General features: G+C 45.2%; 18 protein-coding genes. 10 read left to right on the forward strand and 8 right to left on the reverse strand.

The features are described 5' to 3' along the window. Window positions 1–249: 249 nt before the first annotated feature. Window positions 250–984 carry a hypothetical protein gene (locus tag EPO18_RS10040; RefSeq protein WP_292433228.1) on the reverse strand — a complete coding sequence of 245 codons (735 nt, stop codon included), beginning with the start codon at window positions 982–984 and terminating at the stop codon, window positions 250–252. A 124-nt stretch (window positions 985–1,108) separates the two neighbouring features. Then, window positions 1,109–1,423 carry a hypothetical protein gene (locus tag EPO18_RS10045; RefSeq protein WP_292433229.1) on the reverse strand — a complete coding sequence of 105 codons (315 nt, stop codon included), beginning with the start codon at window positions 1,421–1,423 and terminating at the stop codon, window positions 1,109–1,111. A gap of 225 nt (window positions 1,424–1,648) precedes the next feature. Here EPO18_RS10045 and EPO18_RS10050 point away from each other — a divergent pair, with 225 nt between their 5' ends. Beyond that, window positions 1,649–2,560 (forward strand): SPFH domain-containing protein, encoded by a 912-nt coding sequence (locus tag EPO18_RS10050; RefSeq protein WP_292433230.1) that lies wholly within the window; start codon window positions 1,649–1,651, stop codon window positions 2,558–2,560. A 1-nt stretch (window position 2,561) separates the two neighbouring features. Further along, window positions 2,562–3,008, forward strand: coding sequence for an NfeD family protein (locus EPO18_RS10055; protein ID WP_292433231.1), 447 nt, complete (start codon window positions 2,562–2,564; stop codon window positions 3,006–3,008). Window positions 3,009–3,027: 19 nt separating this feature from the next. Here EPO18_RS10055 and EPO18_RS10060 read toward each other — a convergent pair whose 3' ends face one another. After that, window positions 3,028–3,579 (reverse strand): Smr/MutS family protein, encoded by a 552-nt coding sequence (locus EPO18_RS10060; protein WP_292433232.1) that lies wholly within the window; start codon window positions 3,577–3,579, stop codon window positions 3,028–3,030. A gap of 74 nt (window positions 3,580–3,653) precedes the next feature. On the opposite strand from EPO18_RS10060, the gene surE reads away from it, so the two are divergent. Beyond that, window positions 3,654–4,409, forward strand: a complete 756-nt coding sequence (surE, locus tag EPO18_RS10065; RefSeq protein ID WP_292433233.1) for a 5'/3'-nucleotidase SurE — start codon at window positions 3,654–3,656, stop codon at window positions 4,407–4,409. Beyond that, window positions 4,406–5,068 carry a protein-L-isoaspartate(D-aspartate) O-methyltransferase gene (locus tag EPO18_RS10070; protein WP_292433234.1) on the forward strand — a complete coding sequence of 221 codons (663 nt, stop codon included), beginning with the start codon at window positions 4,406–4,408 and terminating at the stop codon, window positions 5,066–5,068. The genes surE and EPO18_RS10070 overlap by 4 nt, the downstream gene beginning before the upstream one ends. Before the next feature lie 169 nt (window positions 5,069–5,237). Here the strand turns inward: EPO18_RS10070 and fusA are convergent, their stop codons facing one another. After that, window positions 5,238–7,322: an elongation factor G gene (gene fusA, locus EPO18_RS10075; protein ID WP_292433235.1), complete on the reverse strand. Its 2,085-nt coding sequence runs from the start codon at window positions 7,320–7,322 to the stop codon at window positions 5,238–5,240. 692 nt (window positions 7,323–8,014) lie between these two features. Between fusA and EPO18_RS10080 the strand changes: the two genes are divergently transcribed. Together EPO18_RS10080 and EPO18_RS10085 are read left to right on the forward strand one after the other, a co-directional pair. Continuing rightward, window positions 8,015–8,449, forward strand: a complete 435-nt coding sequence (locus EPO18_RS10080; protein WP_292433236.1) for a CBS domain-containing protein — start codon at window positions 8,015–8,017, stop codon at window positions 8,447–8,449. 90 nt (window positions 8,450–8,539) lie between these two features. Next, window positions 8,540–10,036: an HDOD domain-containing protein gene (locus tag EPO18_RS10085; protein WP_292433237.1), complete on the forward strand. Its 1,497-nt coding sequence runs from the start codon at window positions 8,540–8,542 to the stop codon at window positions 10,034–10,036. A 32-nt stretch (window positions 10,037–10,068) separates the two neighbouring features. On the opposite strand, the gene aat is transcribed toward EPO18_RS10085, so the two are convergent. After that, on the reverse strand, window positions 10,069–10,764 hold the full coding sequence (gene aat / locus EPO18_RS10090; RefSeq protein WP_292433238.1) for a leucyl/phenylalanyl-tRNA--protein transferase: 696 nt from the start codon (window positions 10,762–10,764) through the stop codon (window positions 10,069–10,071). 58 nt (window positions 10,765–10,822) lie between these two features. Beyond that, window positions 10,823–11,779, reverse strand: a complete 957-nt coding sequence (trxB, locus tag EPO18_RS10095) for a thioredoxin-disulfide reductase (RefSeq protein ID WP_292433239.1) — start codon at window positions 11,777–11,779, stop codon at window positions 10,823–10,825. A 198-nt stretch (window positions 11,780–11,977) separates the two neighbouring features. Between trxB and EPO18_RS10100 the strand changes: the two genes are divergently transcribed. The 4 genes from EPO18_RS10100 (at window position 11,978) to trmB (ending at window position 17,376) form a co-directional block, all read left to right on the forward strand. Beyond that, complete coding sequence (locus tag EPO18_RS10100) at window positions 11,978–14,260, forward strand: DNA translocase FtsK (protein WP_472850887.1); 2,283 nt, start codon at window positions 11,978–11,980, stop codon at window positions 14,258–14,260. Window positions 14,261–14,571: 311 nt separating this feature from the next. Then, window positions 14,572–15,660, forward strand: coding sequence for a 3-deoxy-7-phosphoheptulonate synthase (locus EPO18_RS10105; protein WP_292433240.1), 1,089 nt, complete (start codon window positions 14,572–14,574; stop codon window positions 15,658–15,660). Beyond that, a complete protein-coding gene (gene thiS / locus EPO18_RS10110) occupies window positions 15,657–16,637 on the forward strand; it encodes a sulfur carrier protein ThiS (RefSeq protein WP_292433241.1) in 981 nt (326 codons plus the stop codon). Before EPO18_RS10105 ends, thiS begins: the two co-directional genes overlap by 4 nt. 49 nt (window positions 16,638–16,686) lie before the next feature. Beyond that, complete coding sequence (trmB, locus tag EPO18_RS10115) at window positions 16,687–17,376, forward strand: tRNA (guanosine(46)-N7)-methyltransferase TrmB (protein ID WP_292433242.1); 690 nt, start codon at window positions 16,687–16,689, stop codon at window positions 17,374–17,376. 40 nt (window positions 17,377–17,416) lie between these two features. Here the strand turns inward: trmB and EPO18_RS10120 are convergent, their stop codons facing one another. Together EPO18_RS10120 and pyrE are read right to left on the reverse strand one after the other, a co-directional pair. Then, window positions 17,417–19,345 (reverse strand): dynamin family protein, encoded by a 1,929-nt coding sequence (locus tag EPO18_RS10120; RefSeq protein WP_292433243.1) that lies wholly within the window; start codon window positions 19,343–19,345, stop codon window positions 17,417–17,419. 141 nt (window positions 19,346–19,486) lie between these two features. Beyond that, window positions 19,487–20,131, reverse strand: a complete 645-nt coding sequence (gene pyrE / locus EPO18_RS10125; RefSeq protein WP_292433244.1) for an orotate phosphoribosyltransferase — start codon at window positions 20,129–20,131, stop codon at window positions 19,487–19,489. Window positions 20,132–20,142 lie beyond the last annotated feature (11 nt).

Consider the following 20,142-nt stretch of genomic DNA (forward strand, 5'->3'; position numbering starts at 1 on the left):
AAAAGGCGACCCGGTTGCCGCTTTGTTCCTGTGCTCCTCGCTTTTGTCGAGGGTCAGCAGAAGGGGCTCCTGCCCCTCTGCTGACGTGCGGCCTCCCTGCCGCACCCCTCACGGGCTGTTCTCGACAAAAGCTCCGGTGCTCGGTGCGGCAAACGGGAGAAATATCATCTGTGCCGTAACACCAGTTATTAAATCATAAGCAATCAGCGTCATCAGCGTTCTATTTTGACTGCTGAGTAGTTACGAAAACTATACCCGGTAGCAAAAAAGTTTCGTCCTGAGCCGATCTTCAATCTGTACGATCGATTCCGGCTCCCAATCCGGTATCGGAAAGGATGAAGAGATGAACAAGCTGCCGGGGCGCATTTCACGCCTGGCTTTCTCGCCCAATTCCGCCATAACCGCAGGGGAAAGAAAGGCAAACACCACATCATAACGGGTAAGAACGCAGCCCCATAAGCTGGCGCGTTTTACGGTCGCATTCGACAGTCTGCGGCAGCGCCAGACGGTGATGAGCCACGGCAGCGGCGCATGTTCCCATGCATCGACTATCAGGGATCGATGCTGAGCCAGCGGCACTGCCACTGATCCGACTCCGGCGCCAAGATCGGCGAACACCCCGGCATTTTCCCGCTTAATAATGGCTGCTACAGCATCTGCTACGATAGCCGAGGACAAAAATAGCGGCACATCGCCCTTAACCGTACCCCAGAACACCAGTGCCAGCAGCAGCACGGTCAGCAGATATAGCCAGGAAGGCAACTGCAAGGTGTGCATGGCGATTGCCGTGGGCAGAAACAGTAAATGGATGGGAAACCACCAATAAGGCTGGCATAAAAAGCCGCTGCACAAGGCGGCTGCTATGCCTTGTGCCAATGCCAAACGCAACGCGCCATGAAACAATGCTGGAGACATCCATGTCAGCGTGATTGTAAATGTCAAGCCCAGAGTTTGTGCGACAAGCGCTTTGAGTAATGTTATCACGCCTGTTGTCCCGGCAATTTTTATCACAATTGTGGGCTATAGGGCGGATTCAGTTCGTGCTCTATGAGTCCCGCCCCTCATTCTTATTTATAAAATTTGGCGGTTTGCCAAACGCGAAACAGCCTTACTTCTGCGTAGAATTCGGTTTAGTCGGGGAAATATCAGGGACAGGGACAGGAACAGGAGTTGGAACGGGTGCAGAAGATGGATTCAAGTTTTTCAAAATAATTTCTTTACTAGCCTTTTCCTCTAAAGCTTTTTGCCGGTTGCCTTCCCCAAAAAGCGTGGCGGTAATCATAAACAAGACGGTCGATATAACCAGAATTAAAAATCTATTCGGTTTTTCCAAAAAGAATAAAGGCCATTTGGGTTTAATCATCCCAACTATAAAAAAAAGCAGGGTCCAGAGCCCTGTGTGAAAAGCGATGGTTGTCAGCATTATAATTACTCGTTAACTTACATTTAGATAGATTTATATTATTATTAGTTGAGCGGTTATTTGCAACATGCCGCGGTGTTATTTTAACGGTTTTACTTTATCGGGGCCTGAATTGTTCAACATTGATTTTTCAGCGGCCCGCAATAAACAATTATAAATTGACACATTTCGTGTCAAAAAAGCTCTCATCTGTAGAGTTTTTTTATATAAAATCAGGAGAGTTCTATGGGCGGTTTTGTTTTAGCATTATTGATTTTTGCTGTGTTGATAGTATTTATGAGCGTCAAATCGGTTCCACAAGGCATGGAATATACGGTTGAACGCTTCGGTAAATATACTAATACATTGACGCCCGGCTTGAATATTATCGTGCCGATTATTGACCGCATCGGCAAAAAAATGATTATGATGGAACAGGTGATGGACGTGCCGTCACAGGAAGTCATCACCAAAGATAATGCCATGGTTACTGTAGACGGGGTCATTTTTTATCAGGTCATGGACGCCGCCAAAGCCGCTTATGAAGTCAGCCAGTTGGGCTGGGCCATTCTGAACTTGGTAATGACTAATATCCGTACTGTGATGGGTTCAATGGACCTGGACGAATTGCTATCGCGCCGGGATGACATCAATGCAAAACTGCTGTCCGTCGTCGACGATGCCACAACACCGTGGGGCATCAAAGTTACCCGTATTGAAATAAAAGACATCGCTCCGCCCAAAGATTTGGTAGAAGCCATGGGCAGGCAAATGAAAGCCGAGCGCTTGAAACGCGCGTCCATTCTGGAAGCCGAAGGTTTAAGGCAATCCGAGATTTTACGTGCGGAAGGTGCACAGCAGGCGGCCATTCTGGAAGCGGAAGGCCGTAAAGAAGCTTCTTACCGCGATGCCGATGCCCGTGAACGTTTGGCTCAAGCCGAAGCCAGGGCGACATTAATGGTTTCGGAAGCAATCGGCAAAGGCGACGTCCAGGCCATCAACTATTTTGTCGCGCAAAAGTACATTGAAGCGTTAAAAGATATTGGCATAGCTAACAACAGTAAACTGGTTTTTATGCCGCTGGATTCATCGAGTGTAATTGGAGCCTTGGGCGGTATTAGCGAACTTGCTAAAGAAGCGATGACTAAAAAGAGCTGATATGGCTGAACTAGAGATTGTTTTTTGGAACTGGTGGGTACTAGCCCTTATCCTGCTGGTAGTCGAACTGCTGGCTCCCGGTTTTTTCTTTCTGTGGATGGCCGCCTCAGGCTTTGTAACCGGATGCCTGCTATTACTAATGCCTGCGCTCAGCATAGAATTGCAGGTATCGATTTTTTCCGTTCTGTCCGTTGTTTTTATCACCTTATGGAAGCTTTACGGCAAAAAGCATCCGATAACGACAGACCATCCCTTATTAAATAAACGAGGCGCTCAATACATCGGCAGAGTCTTTAGCTTGTACAAACCGATTGAAAATGGCGAAGGAAAAATAAAAGTCGACGATTCAATTTGGAAAGTTCACGGTGAAGATTGCGACATTAGCACCAAGGTAAAAGTCATCGCGATTCGCGGTACAGTGTTTGATGTGGAAAGGGTTAAGGAGTAGCAATGCTTTTTAAGCAAACCTATCCATCATATTTTTCGGACCGCCGCAACAACACAAAAACGGCCCCTGTCCCGCCGTCTTTAGGCGGTGCGGAACAAAAAGCCTGAATGTCTTTATGTTGTCTTAGCCATAAATTGAGATTGTTTTTAAGTACAGGATGGTTGTCGGCCGAACGATAGCCTTTGCCGTGTACAATATGTACGCAGCGGCAGCCATCTTGCACGCAGTCATGCAGAAAATGCAGCAGTTGCCGTTTGGCTTCATTGCTATTCAGCCCGTGTAAATCGATTTCCGCGTCCAGTCCAAACTGTCCTTTGCGCAGTTTCTTTAAAATATTGTGCTGTAGTCCCTGAGCCAAAAAGCTTAATGAGTCTTCAATGCCCAGTTTTTCATTATCAAATTCAGTCGCTTCGATTAAATGCTCCTCCATGTTAAGGGGCTGTAATTTAGGATAGGGCTTGGACTTGTTACCTAATGTTAATAGCACTTTATCGTTTTTTACGGCATTTACTTTACCGATAGTTTGACGAAATAACTCGCTGTCTTCTGGAGGGAGATTTTTTTTTGTCACGAAAGCTGATTTTGTTGTGTATTGTTGCTAATATGTTTGATTTTATAGACTAATCCGCTTCAAGGCGATTGATAATGCATATTTTGTTAAGTAATGATGACGGGTACTTGGCTGAAGGACTCAATGCATTAGCCAGTGCGTTGAGTCCATATGCCGAAATATCGGTAGTGGCTCCGGATAGAAATCGCAGTGCAGCGAGTAATTCTTTAACACTGGAAATGCCGTTACGCGCTTACGAGGCGGATAATGGCTTTATTAAAGTCGACGGTACACCCACCGATTGCGTGCATTTGGCAATAACCGGTTTACTGAAAAGTGAGCCCGATATGGTTTTTGCAGGGGTTAATCATGGCTCCAATTTAGGTGATGATGTGCTTTATTCAGGTACTGTTGCAGCGGCAACCGAAGGCCGTTTTTTAGGTTTACCCGCTGTCGCTATTTCGTTGGTGGGCAATAATCCAAGCCATTTTGAAACCGCTGCACAGGTTGCGGTGACATTGATGCGGCAATTGATTAATAATCCTTTGCCGCAAGATACTATTCTTAATGTCAATGTACCGGATGTCTCTATTAAAGATTTAAAAGGCTATCAGGCAACCCGGCTGGGACAACGGCATAAATCTGAGCCGGTCATTAAGAGCGAAGATCCTCGCGGACGTATTATTTACTGGGTAGGCCCACCAGGCGCGGAACAGGATGCAGGCCCCGGAACTGACTTTTATGCCATTAATGCAGGTTTCGTGTCGGTTACACCGTTACAAGTGGATTTAACTCGGTATGACCGGATCAATGATCTAAAGGCATGGTTACCCAAGGAGTATGTTTTATGATTCAAAGTCTGCAAGGAATAGGCATGACCTCCTTGCGCACTCGTGAGCGCATGATTAATCGGCTGATGGACCAGGGCATCAGCAGCAATAAGATCCTGGATGTGATGCGCAACACACCCAGACATATTTTTATGGATGAGGCCTTGGCAAGCCGGGCTTATGAAGATACCGCGCTGCCTATCGGTTACAATCAAACAATTTCCCAGCCTTATATAGTCGCCAAAATGACAGAGCTGCTGCTGGCGTCGTCAGATCGATTAACCAAAGTGTTGGAAATAGGTACAGGCTGCGGCTACCAAACAGCAATTTTGGCGCAGCTGGTCGATCATGTCTATTCCGTAGAAAGAATCGCGCCGTTGCAGAAAAAAGCCAAAGATCGCCTCTGGGGCCTCAAACTTAAAAATGTCAGTTTTTTGCACAGTGATGGTGGCTGGGGATGGCCTGATCATGCGCCCTATGATGGAATATTAGTTGCTGCCGCACCGCCCGAAGTACCGGTAATGCTGTTGCAGCAAATGGCTGTCGGAGGCGTGATGATAATCCCGGTCGGCAATGGTGGTAGCCAGCAATTACAGAGAATAACGCGTACGGAAAACAGTTATGAAGTTGAAAAGCTCGAGCCGGTTGTGTTTGTCCCTTTTTTATCGGGAAGAAAATAAACGCGTTTTAAAGCTGTACTGAAAAACAGGGCTGCGTCTCGGCATAAAACGACAAAAAAAGTTATCAGCTTGAAAGAACGAATCTGCTGATTTACTACGTGAACAAGGGTAGGATGCGTATGAGGGCGTAGCCAGGCAGACAAGCTGCCCGGCGTACCTTTTTAATATCTTACTTCTTTTTGTTGCGTTCGTTCACTTCTTTGATAACTTCTTCCGCTACGTTTTTCGGGCACGGTAAATAGTGCGAGAATTCCATAGAGAACTGTCCGCGACCAGAGGTCATGGTACGTAAGTCACCAATGTAACCGAACATTTCGCTCAGCGGTACATCAGACTTGATACGAACGCCTGTTACGCCCGCATCTTGGGATTTAATCATGCCGCGGCGACGATTAAGGTCACCGATAACGTCGCCCACATGATCAGCCGGCGTAAAAGTATCAACTTTCATGATCGGTTCGATCAGTTGCGGTCCTGCTTTTGGAATCGACTGACGGAAAGCCGCTTTCGCAGCAATTTCGAACGCAATAGCAGAAGAGTCAACCGCATGGAAAGCACCGTCGGTTAAGATAACTTTAAAGTCCAGGCAAGGGAATCCGGCCAAAACGCCTTTATCCAACATGCTCTTAAAGCCTTTTTCAACCGCAGGCCAGTATTCGCGCGGTACGTTACCGCCGGTCACCGCTGATTCAAATACAAAACCGCTGCCTGGCTCGCCTGGCTCGATAATGTAGTTGATCTTGCCGTATTGACCTGAACCACCTGATTGCTTCTTGTGGGTGTATTCGTCTTCAACCGATTTGGTAATGGTTTCGCGGTAGGCCACTTGAGGTTTACCGACGATAACATCAACGCCGTGAGTACGTTTCAAGATATCGACTTTAATATCAAGATGCAGCTCGCCCATACCTTTAAGGATGGTTTCGCCACTGTCTTCATCGGTCTCAACGTGGAAAGACGGATCTTCCTGAATCATTTTACCCAGCGCGATACCCATTTTTTCGGAAGCCGCTTTGTCTTTCGGTGAAATCGCCAGTGAGATAACGGGATCAGGGAAGACCATCGGTTCCAATGTTGCAGGGAATTTTGGATCACACAGCGTGTGACCGGTTTGTACATTCTTCATACCCAATACGGCAACAATGTCACCTGCTTGAGCTGAATCAAGTTCATTACGGGCATCGGCATGCATTTCCACGATACGGCCAATACGTTCGGTTTTGCCGGTGAAAGTATTCAGCACCGACGTGCCTTTTTCCAATTTGCCGGAGTAGATACGCAAGAACGTTAACGCGCCAAAGCGGTCATCCATAATCTTAAATGCCAACGCGCGTAGCGGTTTGTCGGCATCAACGACAGCAAAGCTGCCTGTTGCATTACCTTCCAAATCAACTTCAGGCTGTGGTTTAACTTCTGTTGGACTAGGTAGGTAATCGATAACAGCATCAAGTACCAACTGTACGCCTTTATTTTTGAAAGACGAACCGCAGTAAGTCGGGAAGAAATCCAAGTTAATTGTACCCTTGCGAACACAACGCTTGATGGTATCAATATCGGGCTCTTCGCCTTCAAGATATTTTTCCATGACATCATCATACTGATCGGCAACTTGGTCGATCAATTTTTCGCGCCATTTCTCGACATCCGCTTCCATACCAGCAGGAATATCCTTGATTTCGTAGTTCATTGGATCGCCTGAGTCATCCCATATCCAGGCTTTGCGAGTCAGCAGGTCGACTACGCCGGAGAATTGGTCTTCTGTTCCAATAGGTAAGGTCATAACCAATGGCACCGCGCCGAGTACTTCTTCAACTTGCTTAACCACGCGATAGAAATCAGCGCCGATGCGATCCAGTTTGTTGATATAGATAACACGGGATACTTCAGAATCGTTGGCATAACGCCAGTTAGTTTCCGATTGGGGTTCTACGCCGCCTGAGCCGCAGAAAACACCGATACCGCCATCAAGAACTTTCAATGAGCGATAAACTTCAATAGTAAAATCAACGTGCCCTGGGGTGTCGATAATATTAAAGCGATGGTCTTTCCAGAAACAGGTAGTCGCAGCGGACTGAATGGTGATACCGCGCTCTTGCTCCTGCTCCATGAAGTCTGTGGTTGCCGCACCATCGTGCACTTCACCGATTTTGTGGATTTTACCGGTGAGTTTTAAAATCCGCTCGGTAGTCGTTGTTTTACCGGCATCGACGTGCGCGAAGATACCAATGTTTCTGTAATGCGATAAATCTGTCATGTTTTCACTCTAAAGTTGGGCATAAAAAACTTTTTTGGTGACCTCTTTACATAAGCATTCAAATTATCAATACTTATCAAAGGCTCGTACCGGGGCAGTGGGCTACATACCCCAGTCGCAACCTAAGACCGCGGTAGCGGTAGCCATCAGATTAAATAAAATGCGTCGGATACATGGAGGCAGCTCAAAGCCGAGTGAGGTGCATTTATTTGAGTCACCATCGCTGCTCACTCGTCCAGCTTCGAAAGTCCGCTATTTTAACCTAAAAACTTTGTAAAAACATATAAAACCATGCGTTATGTTGCAGTAACACTAAAATAAACGAATTTACGTGACCACGTAATGACAATATCTCGGATAAGAACCTGCATAGAACCTTGTCGGGTATAGCCCAAAGTATCTTTTTAAAGGCTGAGCAACATTCTTGTAGTTCGCTGCAATAGTTTTGATGATTTTGAAATTGTCGAACGAAAAGAATAGCCTTAACTTAATTATTCCATCTTATAAATTAAAATCATTTCGGGTAAAAAGTTGCCCCTTATGTTTCGGCGGCCGTCCAGAAGCGGTGCTTAAAGAATCGTTTGAAACATGGAATTTATCAGTCATAAATAATCGGACGCCACCGTAAAAACAGCTATATTTACTGACATGTTATTGTAAAATATCCGCTTGAAAACGAGGTGCTCCATATTATGAAAGTCGCTGATATCATGACCGCCAATCCGGTTACGGTTAACATGGATACCGAACTGTTGTTGATCAAAGAAATTTTTGATCACGTCTATTTTCATCATCTGCTGGTTGAAGATGATTCAGACAAAACCTTTATCGGCGTTATTTCGGATCGAGATTTATTAAAAGCTTTGAGCCCCTATATTCATACAGCCGCAGAAACCTTGCGCGATAAAGAAACATTAACAAAGCGGGCTCATCAGATTATGTCACGCCAAGTTGATACTGTGACACCTGCAACCGATTGCAATATTGCCGTACAAAAAATGTTGGATGCCGATATATCCTGTCTGCCTGTCATTAACGATGACAAGATTATTCTTGGCATCGTGACCTGGAAAGATTTCTTAAAAAATTATTTAAAACAACAACCGTCCGCAAACATCTCATCATGAAAACAATAAAAATTATTTTTTGTCATCATGAGTAAATATTTGCTTTGGCAAGGGTTAGGTTAAATCAAGTTATTAAAGGTAAAAAACTAAATGTCATCGAAGAACGACCCTCTAGACCTTCATTTAATCGAAATGGACATGGAAGTAATTTCCCCCAAAATTATAGAGGGACCCCATTCTCTTAATGAATGGACTCATGTGTTGTGCAATGAAGAAATGCCTATTTTTTCCAATACTGCGTTATGTATCCATGATATTTTGAACGATGATAGAAAAGGTGCCATGGAATTGGCATCTGTTATTTTGCAAGACCCCAATCTGACAGTTAAATTATTAAAAATCAGTAACACTCCCCATTACAATCCATCCCGTCAGAAAATGGTTACCGTATCCCGAGCCATTATTATGCTTGGTTCGGAGGTTATTCGTGAATTAACGTTGGTTTGCTCGTTTTTTGAATCAATTTTATCGTCAATCAACAAACAACAAGCCAACGAAGAAATAGCCCAAGCTATTCATGCCGCAGTACACGCCAAGTCGATAGCGATGGCGACAAACGATAAATCGCCAGAGGAGGTTTTTATTGCCACGTTGCTTAACCACATCGGCAGTATTTCTTTTTGGTGCTTTTGCGGTGAACAAGGAGAGAGCATTCAAAATCTGGTAAGCAAAGGCGATTGCACGCGTGAAGAAGCAGAGAAAAAAGTTTTAGGTTTTAAATTGACAGAACTGGGAGCTTCTTTAAGTAAGGCTTGGAAATTAGGCAGCTTGGTTGAAGAATCGATCAAGCCAAATGCATTGTCCAAAAATTCCAGAGCAGGTTTGGTTCATTTAGGCTATGAAATTACTGAGGCATTAAAAGAGGGTATCGGTTCAAAAAAATACGAAACTTGTATCAGAAAAATTGAAGTTCTTACCAAACAATCTAAACAAGTTATAAAGGAAAAACTTAAAATTAATACGAGCACTGCGTCTGATATTGCTTGTCAATTTGGAGCCACTGACGCTGCCATGCTCATTCAAAGCCATTTAAATCAGACTGTTGATATTGAAGAACTCTCGCCAATTATCGACAAAAAACAATTACAATTTCAGATTTCACAGGATATAACATCAATAATAAGCGACCAAGTTGATATTAATCTATTGCTGGAAACGGTGCTTGAGGGAATTCATCGCGGTATCGGCATGGATCGAACTATTTTTTCTCTGTTAGCTACCGATAAACAGTCTCTTCGAGAAAAGTTGTCTTTGGGGTGGCGCAAAGAAATATATGAAGACAAGGTCATTTTCAATCTCTCGGAAACGCCGCCCAATCTTTTTTTTCATGCCCTAGCCGGTACTCATGCATTTTGGGCTAAGCCCTCGGATAATGAAAAATTGTATACACTCCGGGATATTAACGCGATTGGAAAAAATGAATGTTTTATGATGCCTATCTTTTCCAATAAAACGCCAATCGGTTTAATTTATACTGATCGTGGACTTAGCAGCCAACCATTAACTAAAGAAGATTTTGATGCCTTTAAATACTTTACGCAACAGGCAAACATCGGTCTCACAATTTATCGTATGCAGCGCAGTTAATAAAAAAGGAGCTACATTTAACCAAACGGCAGTTATTGGGTTTGCCAAGCAAACGGCTTGACAGGAGCTTCACAATATTGATCAAGTAACTTTATAAAATAGTTGCGGTCAATTTCCTGAGCACCAAAACTTTCCAAATGTTTTGTCTGCACTTGACAATCTATCAGCTGATACCCCCATAACTTAAGCTGATTAACCAGGGTAACGAAGGCCACTTTAGAGGCATCGGTTCTGATGTGAAACATGGATTCGCCAAAAAAAACCTGCCCCAGCGCAACACCATACAATCCACCAACCAATTCATCACCAAGCCAAGTTTCAACCGAGTGAGCAAACCCTGCTTGGTGCAATTGATTATAAGCCGCATAAATTTCTGCTGTTATCCAGGTGCCGGTAGCATCTTTGCGGCGATCCGCACAAGCAGCAATAACTTCATTAAAAGCTTGATCAAAGGTTACCGAAAAAATATTTTTATGTAGGGTTTTACGCAAACTGCGGGAAATAATCAATTTATCAGGAAATAAAACCAAGCGGGGATCCGGCGACCACCACAATATAGGTTCGCCTGGGTTATACCAAGGGAATATTCCGTGCCGATAAGCATTCAACAGCCGATGCTGGGACAAACAGCCACCGACTGCAAGCAAGCCGTCCGGCTCTCGAAGGGCTTTATTCACCAGCGGAAAATCTTGCTCCGGGTTATTCGGGTCAAGAATAATCAGGCGCATAAGTCTGGCTTAACTTAAAATGTCTATGGCCGTCTATTTTATAAGCTGAAACTGCAACTCAACCAGTTAGTTCATCAAGAAATTTTTCTGCATCCAGAGCCGCCATACAGCCAACGCCCGCTGAAGTAATGGCCTGTTTATAAACGGAGTCCATCACATCTCCTGCCGCAAATACGCCTTCAACACTGGTTGCAGTGGCGTTTCCGTGTATACCGCTTTTGACTTTGATGTAGCCGTGCTCCATATCCAGTTGACCCTCAAAAATACCTGTATTGGGCGTGTGACCGATGGCTATGAATACGCCGTGTACATCCAGCTCTTTGGTTGAGCCATCCTGAACATTTTTAATTCTAAGGCCTGTAACGCCCATGTCGTCACCCAATACTTCATCCAGTTGATGATTCCATTCGATGATGACATTGCCGTTTTGTGATTTCTCAATCAGCTTATCGGAGAGAATTTTTTCGGAACGAAATTTGTCGCGACGATGCACGACTATGACCTTTGAGGCGATATTAGCTAAATAAAGCGCCTCTTCAACAGCCGTATTGCCGCCGCCAATAACGGCAACGGGTTTGTTTTTATAGAAAAAACCGTCGCAGGTAGCGCAAGCCGAAACCCCCTTGCCTTTGAAAGCTTCCTCGGATTCCAGGCCCAAATAACGCGCTGAAGCGCCGGTTGCAATAATCAATGCATCACAGGTATAAGTGCCGGAATCGCCAGTCAATGTGAATGGGCGGGCAGACAAGTCGACGGTATGAATATGATCGAAAATTATCTCAGTATTGAAGCGCTCGGCATGTTTAAGCATTCTTTCCATCAGGGCAGGCCCTTGTAAGCCTTCAATATCGCCGGGCCAGTTATCCACCTCGGTCGTCGTGGTTAACTGACCGCCTTGCTGCATTCCTGTAATGATGACCGGATTCATGTTGGCTCGTGCGGCGTAAATTGCTGCTGTATAACCGGCGGGACCGGAACCTAGAATCAAAAGACGGCAATGTTTGGAATTACTCATTAAAAAACCCTTTGCAGCGAAAGACAAAAAATTAATTATGAAGATGAAAGCATGTTTCGTAAACAGTTTTATCGGCATAGTCAACGAATTATCGCCAAAATGCGCATTGAAGTTTATTGGAGGATTATTAATGTGAAACATCTTATTATTGATCTATAATCATGTTTTATGAGTAATTTATGTAACGAGTTGTTGAATATGGCTGCTGTAATGGAAGAAAAGACCTTTCGCGGCTTGCGTGAAGTTGCTTTATTAGGCTTTATTGCAAGCGCATTATTTTTTTTAATTTCACTGATCACGTTTAGTAACGAGGACGCGGGCTGGACGCATAGCGGATCCGTGCAAACAGTCTCTAATGCTTGCGGCGTTTTTGGTGCTTGGATCGCTGATTTCATGCTCAGCTGTTTTGGTTTGGTCGCTTACCTGTTTCCGGTCATTATCTTCTGGCAAGGTTATCTGATCTACACTCAGGGCAGACAAGGCCGCGAAAAAATGATTATCGCGCTACAATGGCTAGGATCTATAGCAACCATTATTTCCGGGTCGGCATTATTAAATTTGTATCTACTAAGAATAGGAATTGAACTGCCCAGCAATACCGGCGGTATTTTAGGCCAGGAAACCGGCAATGCGTTGCTGGTAGTATTCGGTAACTCAGGCGCGACATTATTCTTGTTAATGGTTTTATTGGCCGGAGTTACCTTGGTTACCGGGCTATCATGGATAGGGTTGATAGATGCCATCGGTAAATGTACGGTAGTTATCTGCCGAGTTTTGTGCAGTAGCGTCCTGGGCTTGTTACAGGATCACTCGGTCAAGCGCAGCCAGATGCCGACCGGAAATCTGGAAAAATCCGAACTAAAGAGAAAAACCAGCGCAAAAGCCATAGCCATTATCGAAAAGCCGATAGAAAAACCTGTCAAAAACAGCCCTCCTTCCAAAAAACAGCCGACTATTAAATACGATGCCAGTAAAGGCGTCTTACCTTCGCTGGAGTTGCTGGATCATCGCGATACTCGCGTTATAGGCTATTCGCAAACCGATTTGGAAGAAATGTCGCGCTTAGTGGAAGATATTCTGGCCGATTTTAATGTCGTCGTCTCCGTGGTTGGCTTTCATCCTGGCCCTGTTATCACCCGTTTTGAATTACAACCTGCTGCCGGCGTTAAAGTCAGTCGCATCAGCACGCTATCCAAAGACTTGGCTAGAGCCTTGTCAGTCACCAGCGTTCGTATTGTAGAAATTATTCCCGGCAAATCCGTAGTCGGTCTTGAAATCCCCAACAGGGAACGGGAAATGGTAACCCTGCGCGAACTACTGGTGTCGGCACCTTTTGAAAAGTCCAAATCACTGCTGACCCTGGCTATGGGTAAGGACATCTCCGGCACGCCGATGGTTGCCGATCTTGGCAAAATGCCCCATGCCCTGGTTGCCGGCACCACAGGTTCCGGTAAATCGGTCGCCATTAACACCATGATACTTAGCCTACTTTATAAAGCGACGCCGGAGCAGGTGCGATTGATCATGATCGACCCCAAAATGCTGGAATTATCGGTCTATGAAGGCATCCCGCATTTATTGACCCCCGTCGTAACCGATATGAAGGAAGCCAGCAACGCGCTACGCTGGGCAGTTGCCGAAATGGAAAGGCGTTACAAACTAATGTCCAAAATGGGCGTCAGAAACCTTGCCGGATTTAATCAGTTGATAAACGACGCGACCGAAAGAGGCGAAACAATTAGAGACCCTATGTTTCAAATGATCAACCCGCTGGAAGAAGGGGAAGAGTATCCCACCTTAAGCACTCTACCCAGCATTGTCATTGTTATCGACGAACTAGCCGACATGATGATGATTGTCGGTAAAAAAGTTGAAGAACTGATTGCCCGCCTGGCGCAAAAAGCCCGAGCGGCCGGCATTCATTTGATCTTGGCCACGCAACGTCCATCGGTTGACGTATTAACCGGCCTGATCAAAGCCAACGTGCCAACCCGGATTTCATTTCAGGTTTCATCACGCATCGACTCGCGCACCATTCTCGACCAAGGCGGCGCCGAAACTCTGCTGGGCAACGGCGACATGCTGTTTTTGCCCTCAGGCACTAGCATTCCGGTACGCGCTCATGGCGCTTTTGTCGATGACCATGAAGTGCATCGGGTGGTTGAATTTTTAAAACAAACCGCACCGCCTGATTATCTGGAAGACATTACCCGCGAACCGTCCGATTCCGGTGATGGCTATAGCATGAGTGGTGGCAGCAATGGCAATGGCGATGCCGAAAGCGATGCCTTGTATGATGAAGCGGTGCAATTTGTCACAGAAACTCGCAAAGCTTCAATATCGAGTGTACAAAGACGCTTTAAAGTCGGCTACAACCGTGCAGCAACCATGATTGAAACCATGGAAGCGGCCGGCGTTGTCAGCCCTGCGGAAAGCAACGGTTCAAGAGTCGTGCTGGCTCCGCCGCCTGTAAGAGATTAACGATAAATATTATGTTCTGGAGCTGCCATCATACCGATGGCAGCTCCGGCCGAAATTCTTATCGCTGATCTTAATTCTCCAAAGTAGCTAATATAAGTTAAAGCAAAACGTTTCGGCCTTTATTTCGGAACTAAACAGATAACTTTCATTGTGATGGCTTCTGGCTTTTTCTTTCTATTAAAGTCTATTCTACGATTCTTTTGTCTTAACCGGATAGATGGACAATCCGCGGCAAGAACTAACAAAAGCAGTTTAAAATCGGTTAAAATAATAAATTCTGATAATAATCCCGCAATGGGTTGATAGCTTTCATGCAAACAAAATATAACACCGATGACTTGAGAATATGCGAGACGACAGAAGTCATTCCGCCTGCTCAGGTTCACACTGAAATGCCGATTAGCGAGGCTGCGGCGCAAACGACTTCACTAGCTCGACAGGACATACACAAAATACTGACCGGCCTGGATGATCGTTTAGTCGTGGTGGTAGGTCCATGCTCCATTCATGACCCGATAGCTGCGCATGAATATGCCCGGCTTTTGAAAGTGGTTAAAGACGAGCTGGAAGAAGATCTTGTGATCGTGATGCGAGTCTATTTTGAAAAACCGCGAACTACGGTAGGCTGGAAAGGACTGATTAACGACCCCGACCTGGATTCCAGCTTTAATATCAACAAAGGTCTGCGCATTGCCAGACAGTTGTTATTGGATATAAATGAGGCGGGCGTTCCGGCCGCAACCGAGTATCTGGATTTAATTACACCGCAATATGTTTCCGACCTGATCGCGTGGGGCGCGATTGGCGCCAGAACTACCGAAAGTCAGGGACACCGTGAATTGGCTTCGGGCGTGTCTTGTCCTATCGGCTTTAAAAACTCTACCGATGGCACTATAAAAATCGCCATTGATGCGATAGGTGCGGCAATGAGCCCACACCACTTCATCTCTCTGAACAAAGCCGGTCATTCGGCTATTTTTTCAACCACCGGAAATGAAGATGTACATATTATTTTAAGAGGCGGCAATGATCGCCCTAACTATGATGCAGTCAGTGTAGAGCAAGTCGCTGAAGGCTTGGTAAATGCAAAGCTAAAGCCGAATATCATGATTGACTTTAGTCATGCTAATAGCTTGAAACAATGCCAGCGGCAATTGATAGTCGGTGATGATGTCGCCAGACAAATCACCAATGGCGACCATCGGATTATGGGCGTGATGATCGAGAGCCATCTTAGGGCGGGCAGTCAAAAGGTTGTTGACGGGCAGCCGTTAGTCTATGGCCAAAGCATTACCGATGCCTGTTTATCTTGGGATGATACCGTCCCGTTGTTAAGAGAGTTGGCGCTAGCGGTGCAAAAACGCAGAACCGTGGACACCAACCGGAGTTTAAGCAAATGATAATCTATGTTAACGGCGAGACCCGTGACTGCGCCGAGAACAGCCGGGTTGCCGATATCGTTGCCGACTTGGGACTGACCGGCAAAAAAATTGCAATTGAATTGAATAAGGAAATTTTACCATTCCAGCAATATGATGCTCAGGTCTTACAGACCGGGGATCGTTTGGAAATTGTCCACGCGATTGGCGGCGGGCAAGATGATTCTTTTTTGCTTGCCGGAGTCAAGTATCATTCAAGATTGCTGGTCGGCACGGGAAAATATAAGGATCTGGAAGAAACACGTCTGGCTATTGAGGCCAGCGGCGCACAAATTGTGACGGTAGCGATCCGCCGTACCAATATCGGTCAGAATCCCGGCGAGCCTAATTTACTTGATGTCATTTCGCCGGATAAATATACCATCCTGCCTAATACCGCCGGTTGTTATACCGCGGAAGATGCGGTAAGAACCTGTCGTTTGGGCCGGGAGTTGCTCGGCGGCCGTAAGCTGGTCAAGTTGGAAGTGCTGGCTGATCAACTTACCTTATTTCCTGACGTGGCAGAAACTTATGTAGCCGCTGAACTGCTGGTTAAAGACGGCTTTGATGTGATGGTATACACGAATGATGATCCGATTGCCGCCAAAAGACTGGAAGATATCGGTTGTGTGGCAGTAATGCCGCTGGCCGCGCCGATCGGTTCGGGTTTGGGTGTGCGCAATCCCTATAATATTTTAACTATAGTTGAAAATGCCACCGTACCAATTTTGGTCGATGCCGGTGTCGGTACGGCTTCTGATGCAGCAATTGCGATGGAGCTGGGTTGTGACGGGGTCTTGATGAATACAGCGATTGCCGCCGCTAAAAATCCGATATTGATGGCCTCAGCCATGCGCAAGGGTATCGAAGCCGGCAGGGAAGCATTTTTAGCGGGACGTATGCCGCGCAAGCGTTTTGCTTCTGCATCATCGCCAATAGACGGTTTGTTTTTTAGTTAACTAGTGTAGGTTTGAAGCACTTGCTGCAAACCTGCTGTCAATATCTTTTATGCTCTCTCCCGAAAAAAATACCCCGCACAGAATCCGTAGCTTTATCCGTCGACAAGGACGAATCACCCAAGGCCAACAATTGGCTTTAGATAATCATTGGGACAAGTATTGCCTAGATCCTAATGCCGGCTATGATTTTAACCAGGTTTTCGGCCGTACTGCACCGTTGATTGTTGAAATAGGCTTCGGTACCGGCGACAGTTTGGCAAAGATGGCTGCCGCTAATCCCGATAACGATTATATCGGGATTGAAGTGCATAGACCGGGTGTTGGGCATTTAATGCTGCTGCTGGATCAGCAAGGCCTCACCAACGTCAGAATTTATTGCCATGATGCTATTGATATTATCGAGCACAAGATTGCCGACAATAGCTTAGCTGGCGTGCATTTATTTTTTCCCGACCCGTGGCCGAAGAAGAAGCATCACAAGCGACGTATCGTCCGTTCCAGTTTCGTTGAATTATTAGTCAGGAAATTAAAGCCGGGCGGCTATTTTCATGCAGCCACAGACTGGCAAAACTACGCAGAAAACATGTTACAAGTGCTGTCGAGCGGCGTCGGCATCAGCAATGCCAGCCATACCGGCGACTATTGCGAACGGCCTGAATACCGGCCATTAACAAAGTTTGAACAGCGCGGCATACGCTTGGGACATGGCGTATGGGATTTGATTTTCAGAAAAGAATGAAAAGAGGCTCAAAATTCGAAAAATTTGAATCTTATATCGCTTAACTCTCTGCATCCAGTTGCATGTCTTTAATAATGAGAGCCAATTCGTCGCGCTGCCGTTTTAACGGCTCCAATTCCGCTTCAAGGTGGGCAATGTTTTCAATAATGCTGCCTTTTGATTCATTAATTTTCCTCAGCATTTGCAGACGGCCTTCAATTTGTTTTTTATGATCCTTAATTTGATGCATCAATGGCGTTAAAACCCCATTACTCCAGGTTGTCGCATCCGCATGTGCTTGCCTGAGTATGTTTCTGGCCTTAGCAATCAAGGTGCTGTAAAGCTTGTTGATGACGATGCTTTGTTCTGACATCGTGGTTCTGGCACTGGAACGAAATGCTTCACCTTCATCAAAAATCTGTTCCAGTTCAATCTGGTATTGTTTGATTGAAAACAGCTGGGGTTCGATCTCTTTAAAGCCGTACTCGTCCTTAAATTTTTTGTGTATCGCTTTTACCAGACGCCGGGTTTCATTGGTAATATCAACAGAATCCTGCAATAGATCCCGTAATTCATCAAATAATTTTCGGATATTTTGCTTCATGCCGTAAGTTGTCAGACTCTTAGACATATCCTGTTTGGTAGTTTTGATGATTTCATCAACTTTTTCTTTGGCAAATGAGTCAATCAGCGTCTGGGCTTGGACAGCAAAAACCCGGCGACTGGCCTGGAAATTTTCGACATTAGCCATATAAAGATTTTGTCGATCCCGTGTTTCGGCCATCAATTTGCCAGTCATATCCTGGTTTTGAAAGTCGATTTTTTTAAATTCGTCAAGCTGTGCAACGGCATTGGCTAATGAAGCATTTGTTAAATTGGATGACTCATTAACTAAAAAACCGATGTCGCGAGCAATGGTTCCGAGAAGAATGTTTTTACGCTGTTTTAAAATATCATTGGCAAGGTAGTTTTCTAATGCCGCCAGACGACTTTTTACCAACAAATCCTCATCCGCCTTAACCTTAGCAAGCAAAGCTTGTTTGGCAGAGACAGGAAAAATGACACTCTCATCTATTTTTAACGTGGTCGCCGAGGTTTTTATTTGCGAGCGGATAGAATCATCATAGCCGTTTTCGCCAGCAAGGTCATCCCACATAGCATCAATTTTATTCATCACCACGGCTAATCCTTGTCTACTACCGCCGCGATTATGGCAAACATGATTATGCCACATTTCCAGGTCGCTTTTGGTAACGCCAGTATCGGCAGCGAGCACAAAAACAATAGCCTGAGCGCTGGGTAGCATGCTTAAGGTTAATTCCGGCTCGGTTCCCAAAGCATTTAAGCCGGGAGTATCCAATATCGATAAGCCTTCTATTAATAACGGATGAGGAAAACTGATTAAGGCATGACGCCAGCAAGGAATTTCAACTTTCTCCGGATTGATAATGCCTTGCTCCGCTGCCTCACGCTCATTCCACAAGCCCAGTTTATCGGCCACGTCCCGCTCAACCAACTTGGTGGCGACCAGTTCCTTAAACGCTTCCTGCATTTGCGTGGGCGAGTCGCAGTCTAAGTCGATCTGTGTCCATCGGTCTGGATTTTTTTTAAATTCAGACAGAGAAATATCTTCAAGACGGCTTTCAATATTAAGCAAACGGATATAATTACCGCCTTTTTCATCATGAAAAAGTTCGGTGGGTGACATGGTGGTACGCCCTGGTGAAGACGGGAGTAATCTGACGCCTGTTTCGGCAAAAAACAGGGAATTGATCAATTCAGTTTTACCGCGCGAAAATTCAGCAACAAAAGCCAGCGTAATCTTGTCCGATTGCAAGCCATTAAGAATATTTAAAATGGTTTCGTTACTGTGTGGATCGTTCATACCATAGCGGTTACGCCATTGGTGATACATTTCTATAGCTTGAACCAGTTTTGCACGCCACTGCGAATATTCGTGCATTTGCTCTTTAAATTCCATATTCCTCATGGCAGGCCTTTTGTTGCTAACATGATTTTATTTAAGTTAGTAGAAATGTCGGGTGACGATAATTTTGGGGTAATTGTAGTCTATATCCAAAGAACTGTTAGCTTAAGACAATTTTATTTTTTAGCCAAACTTATGTATTCGTTAAATACCGTAAAGACGCTGATAGGCTTGTATTGCTTCAAGTAGAGATGCGTCCACCTCGGCATCAACCGTTAAATATTCAATGATATTTGTCAAGCTGATGATAGCAATCACCGGCATTGCAAATTGATCTTTAACTTCCTGAATAGCCGAAACATTATTTTGGCCTTTTTCCTGTCTGTCCAAAGCAATTAATACGCCTGATGGTGTTGCATGTGCATTTTTTATGATGTCTACGGATTCCCTGACTGAAGTGCCGGCAGTAATCACATCGTCAAGAATGAGTACTTTACCCTGTAGCGACGCACCTACCAGACTACCGCCTTCACCATGATCTTTTGCTTCTTTACGATTGAAAGCAAAAGGAATATCTTGTCCAGTTAGCTGGGCATAGGCAATCGATGTTGCGCTGACCAATGGGATGCCTTTATAAGCAGGTCCGTAAAGAATATCCGGTTTAAGACCGGATTGAATCAATGCCTGAGCATAAAACTGCCCCAGCTTTCCAAGCTGAGCACCGGTATTGAACAAACCTGTATTGAAAAAGTAAGGACTGGTGCGGCCTGACTTTAGCTGGAACTCGCCGAATTTTAATACTCCGCACTCCAAGGCGTAGGAAATAAAGTCTTTTTGATAATCAAGCATGAGAATTATGA

The sequence above is a fragment of the Methylobacter sp. genome (assembly GCF_004322395.1).
Lineage (GTDB): Bacteria > Pseudomonadota > Gammaproteobacteria > Methylococcales > Methylomonadaceae > Methylobacter_A.

Coding starts and splice junctions, on each gene's coding strand:
- EPO18_RS10045 (WP_292433229.1), bottom strand. CDS start 1,423: ATGCTGACAACCATCGCTTTTCACACAGGGCTCTGGACCCTGCTTTTT.
- EPO18_RS10050 (WP_292433230.1), top strand. CDS start 1,649: ATGGGCGGTTTTGTTTTAGCATTATTGATTTTTGCTGTGTTGATAGTA.
- EPO18_RS10055 (WP_292433231.1), top strand. CDS start 2,562: ATGGCTGAACTAGAGATTGTTTTTTGGAACTGGTGGGTACTAGCCCTT.
- surE (WP_292433233.1), top strand. CDS start 3,654: ATGCATATTTTGTTAAGTAATGATGACGGGTACTTGGCTGAAGGACTC.
- EPO18_RS10070 (WP_292433234.1), top strand. CDS start 4,406: ATGATTCAAAGTCTGCAAGGAATAGGCATGACCTCCTTGCGCACTCGT.
- fusA (WP_292433235.1), bottom strand. CDS start 7,322: ATGACAGATTTATCGCATTACAGAAACATTGGTATCTTCGCGCACGTC.
- EPO18_RS10080 (WP_292433236.1), top strand. CDS start 8,015: ATGAAAGTCGCTGATATCATGACCGCCAATCCGGTTACGGTTAACATG.
- EPO18_RS10085 (WP_292433237.1), top strand. CDS start 8,540: ATGTCATCGAAGAACGACCCTCTAGACCTTCATTTAATCGAAATGGAC.
- aat (WP_292433238.1), bottom strand. CDS start 10,764: ATGCGCCTGATTATTCTTGACCCGAATAACCCGGAGCAAGATTTTCCG.
- trxB (WP_292433239.1), bottom strand. CDS start 11,779: ATGAGTAATTCCAAACATTGCCGTCTTTTGATTCTAGGTTCCGGTCCC.
- EPO18_RS10100 (WP_472850887.1), top strand. CDS start 11,978: ATGGCTGCTGTAATGGAAGAAAAGACCTTTCGCGGCTTGCGTGAAGTT.
- EPO18_RS10105 (WP_292433240.1), top strand. CDS start 14,572: ATGCAAACAAAATATAACACCGATGACTTGAGAATATGCGAGACGACA.
- thiS (WP_292433241.1), top strand. CDS start 15,657: ATGATAATCTATGTTAACGGCGAGACCCGTGACTGCGCCGAGAACAGC.
- trmB (WP_292433242.1), top strand. CDS start 16,687: ATGCTCTCTCCCGAAAAAAATACCCCGCACAGAATCCGTAGCTTTATC.
- EPO18_RS10120 (WP_292433243.1), bottom strand. CDS start 19,345: ATGAGGAATATGGAATTTAAAGAGCAAATGCACGAATATTCGCAGTGG.
- pyrE (WP_292433244.1), bottom strand. CDS start 20,131: ATGCTTGATTATCAAAAAGACTTTATTTCCTACGCCTTGGAGTGCGGA.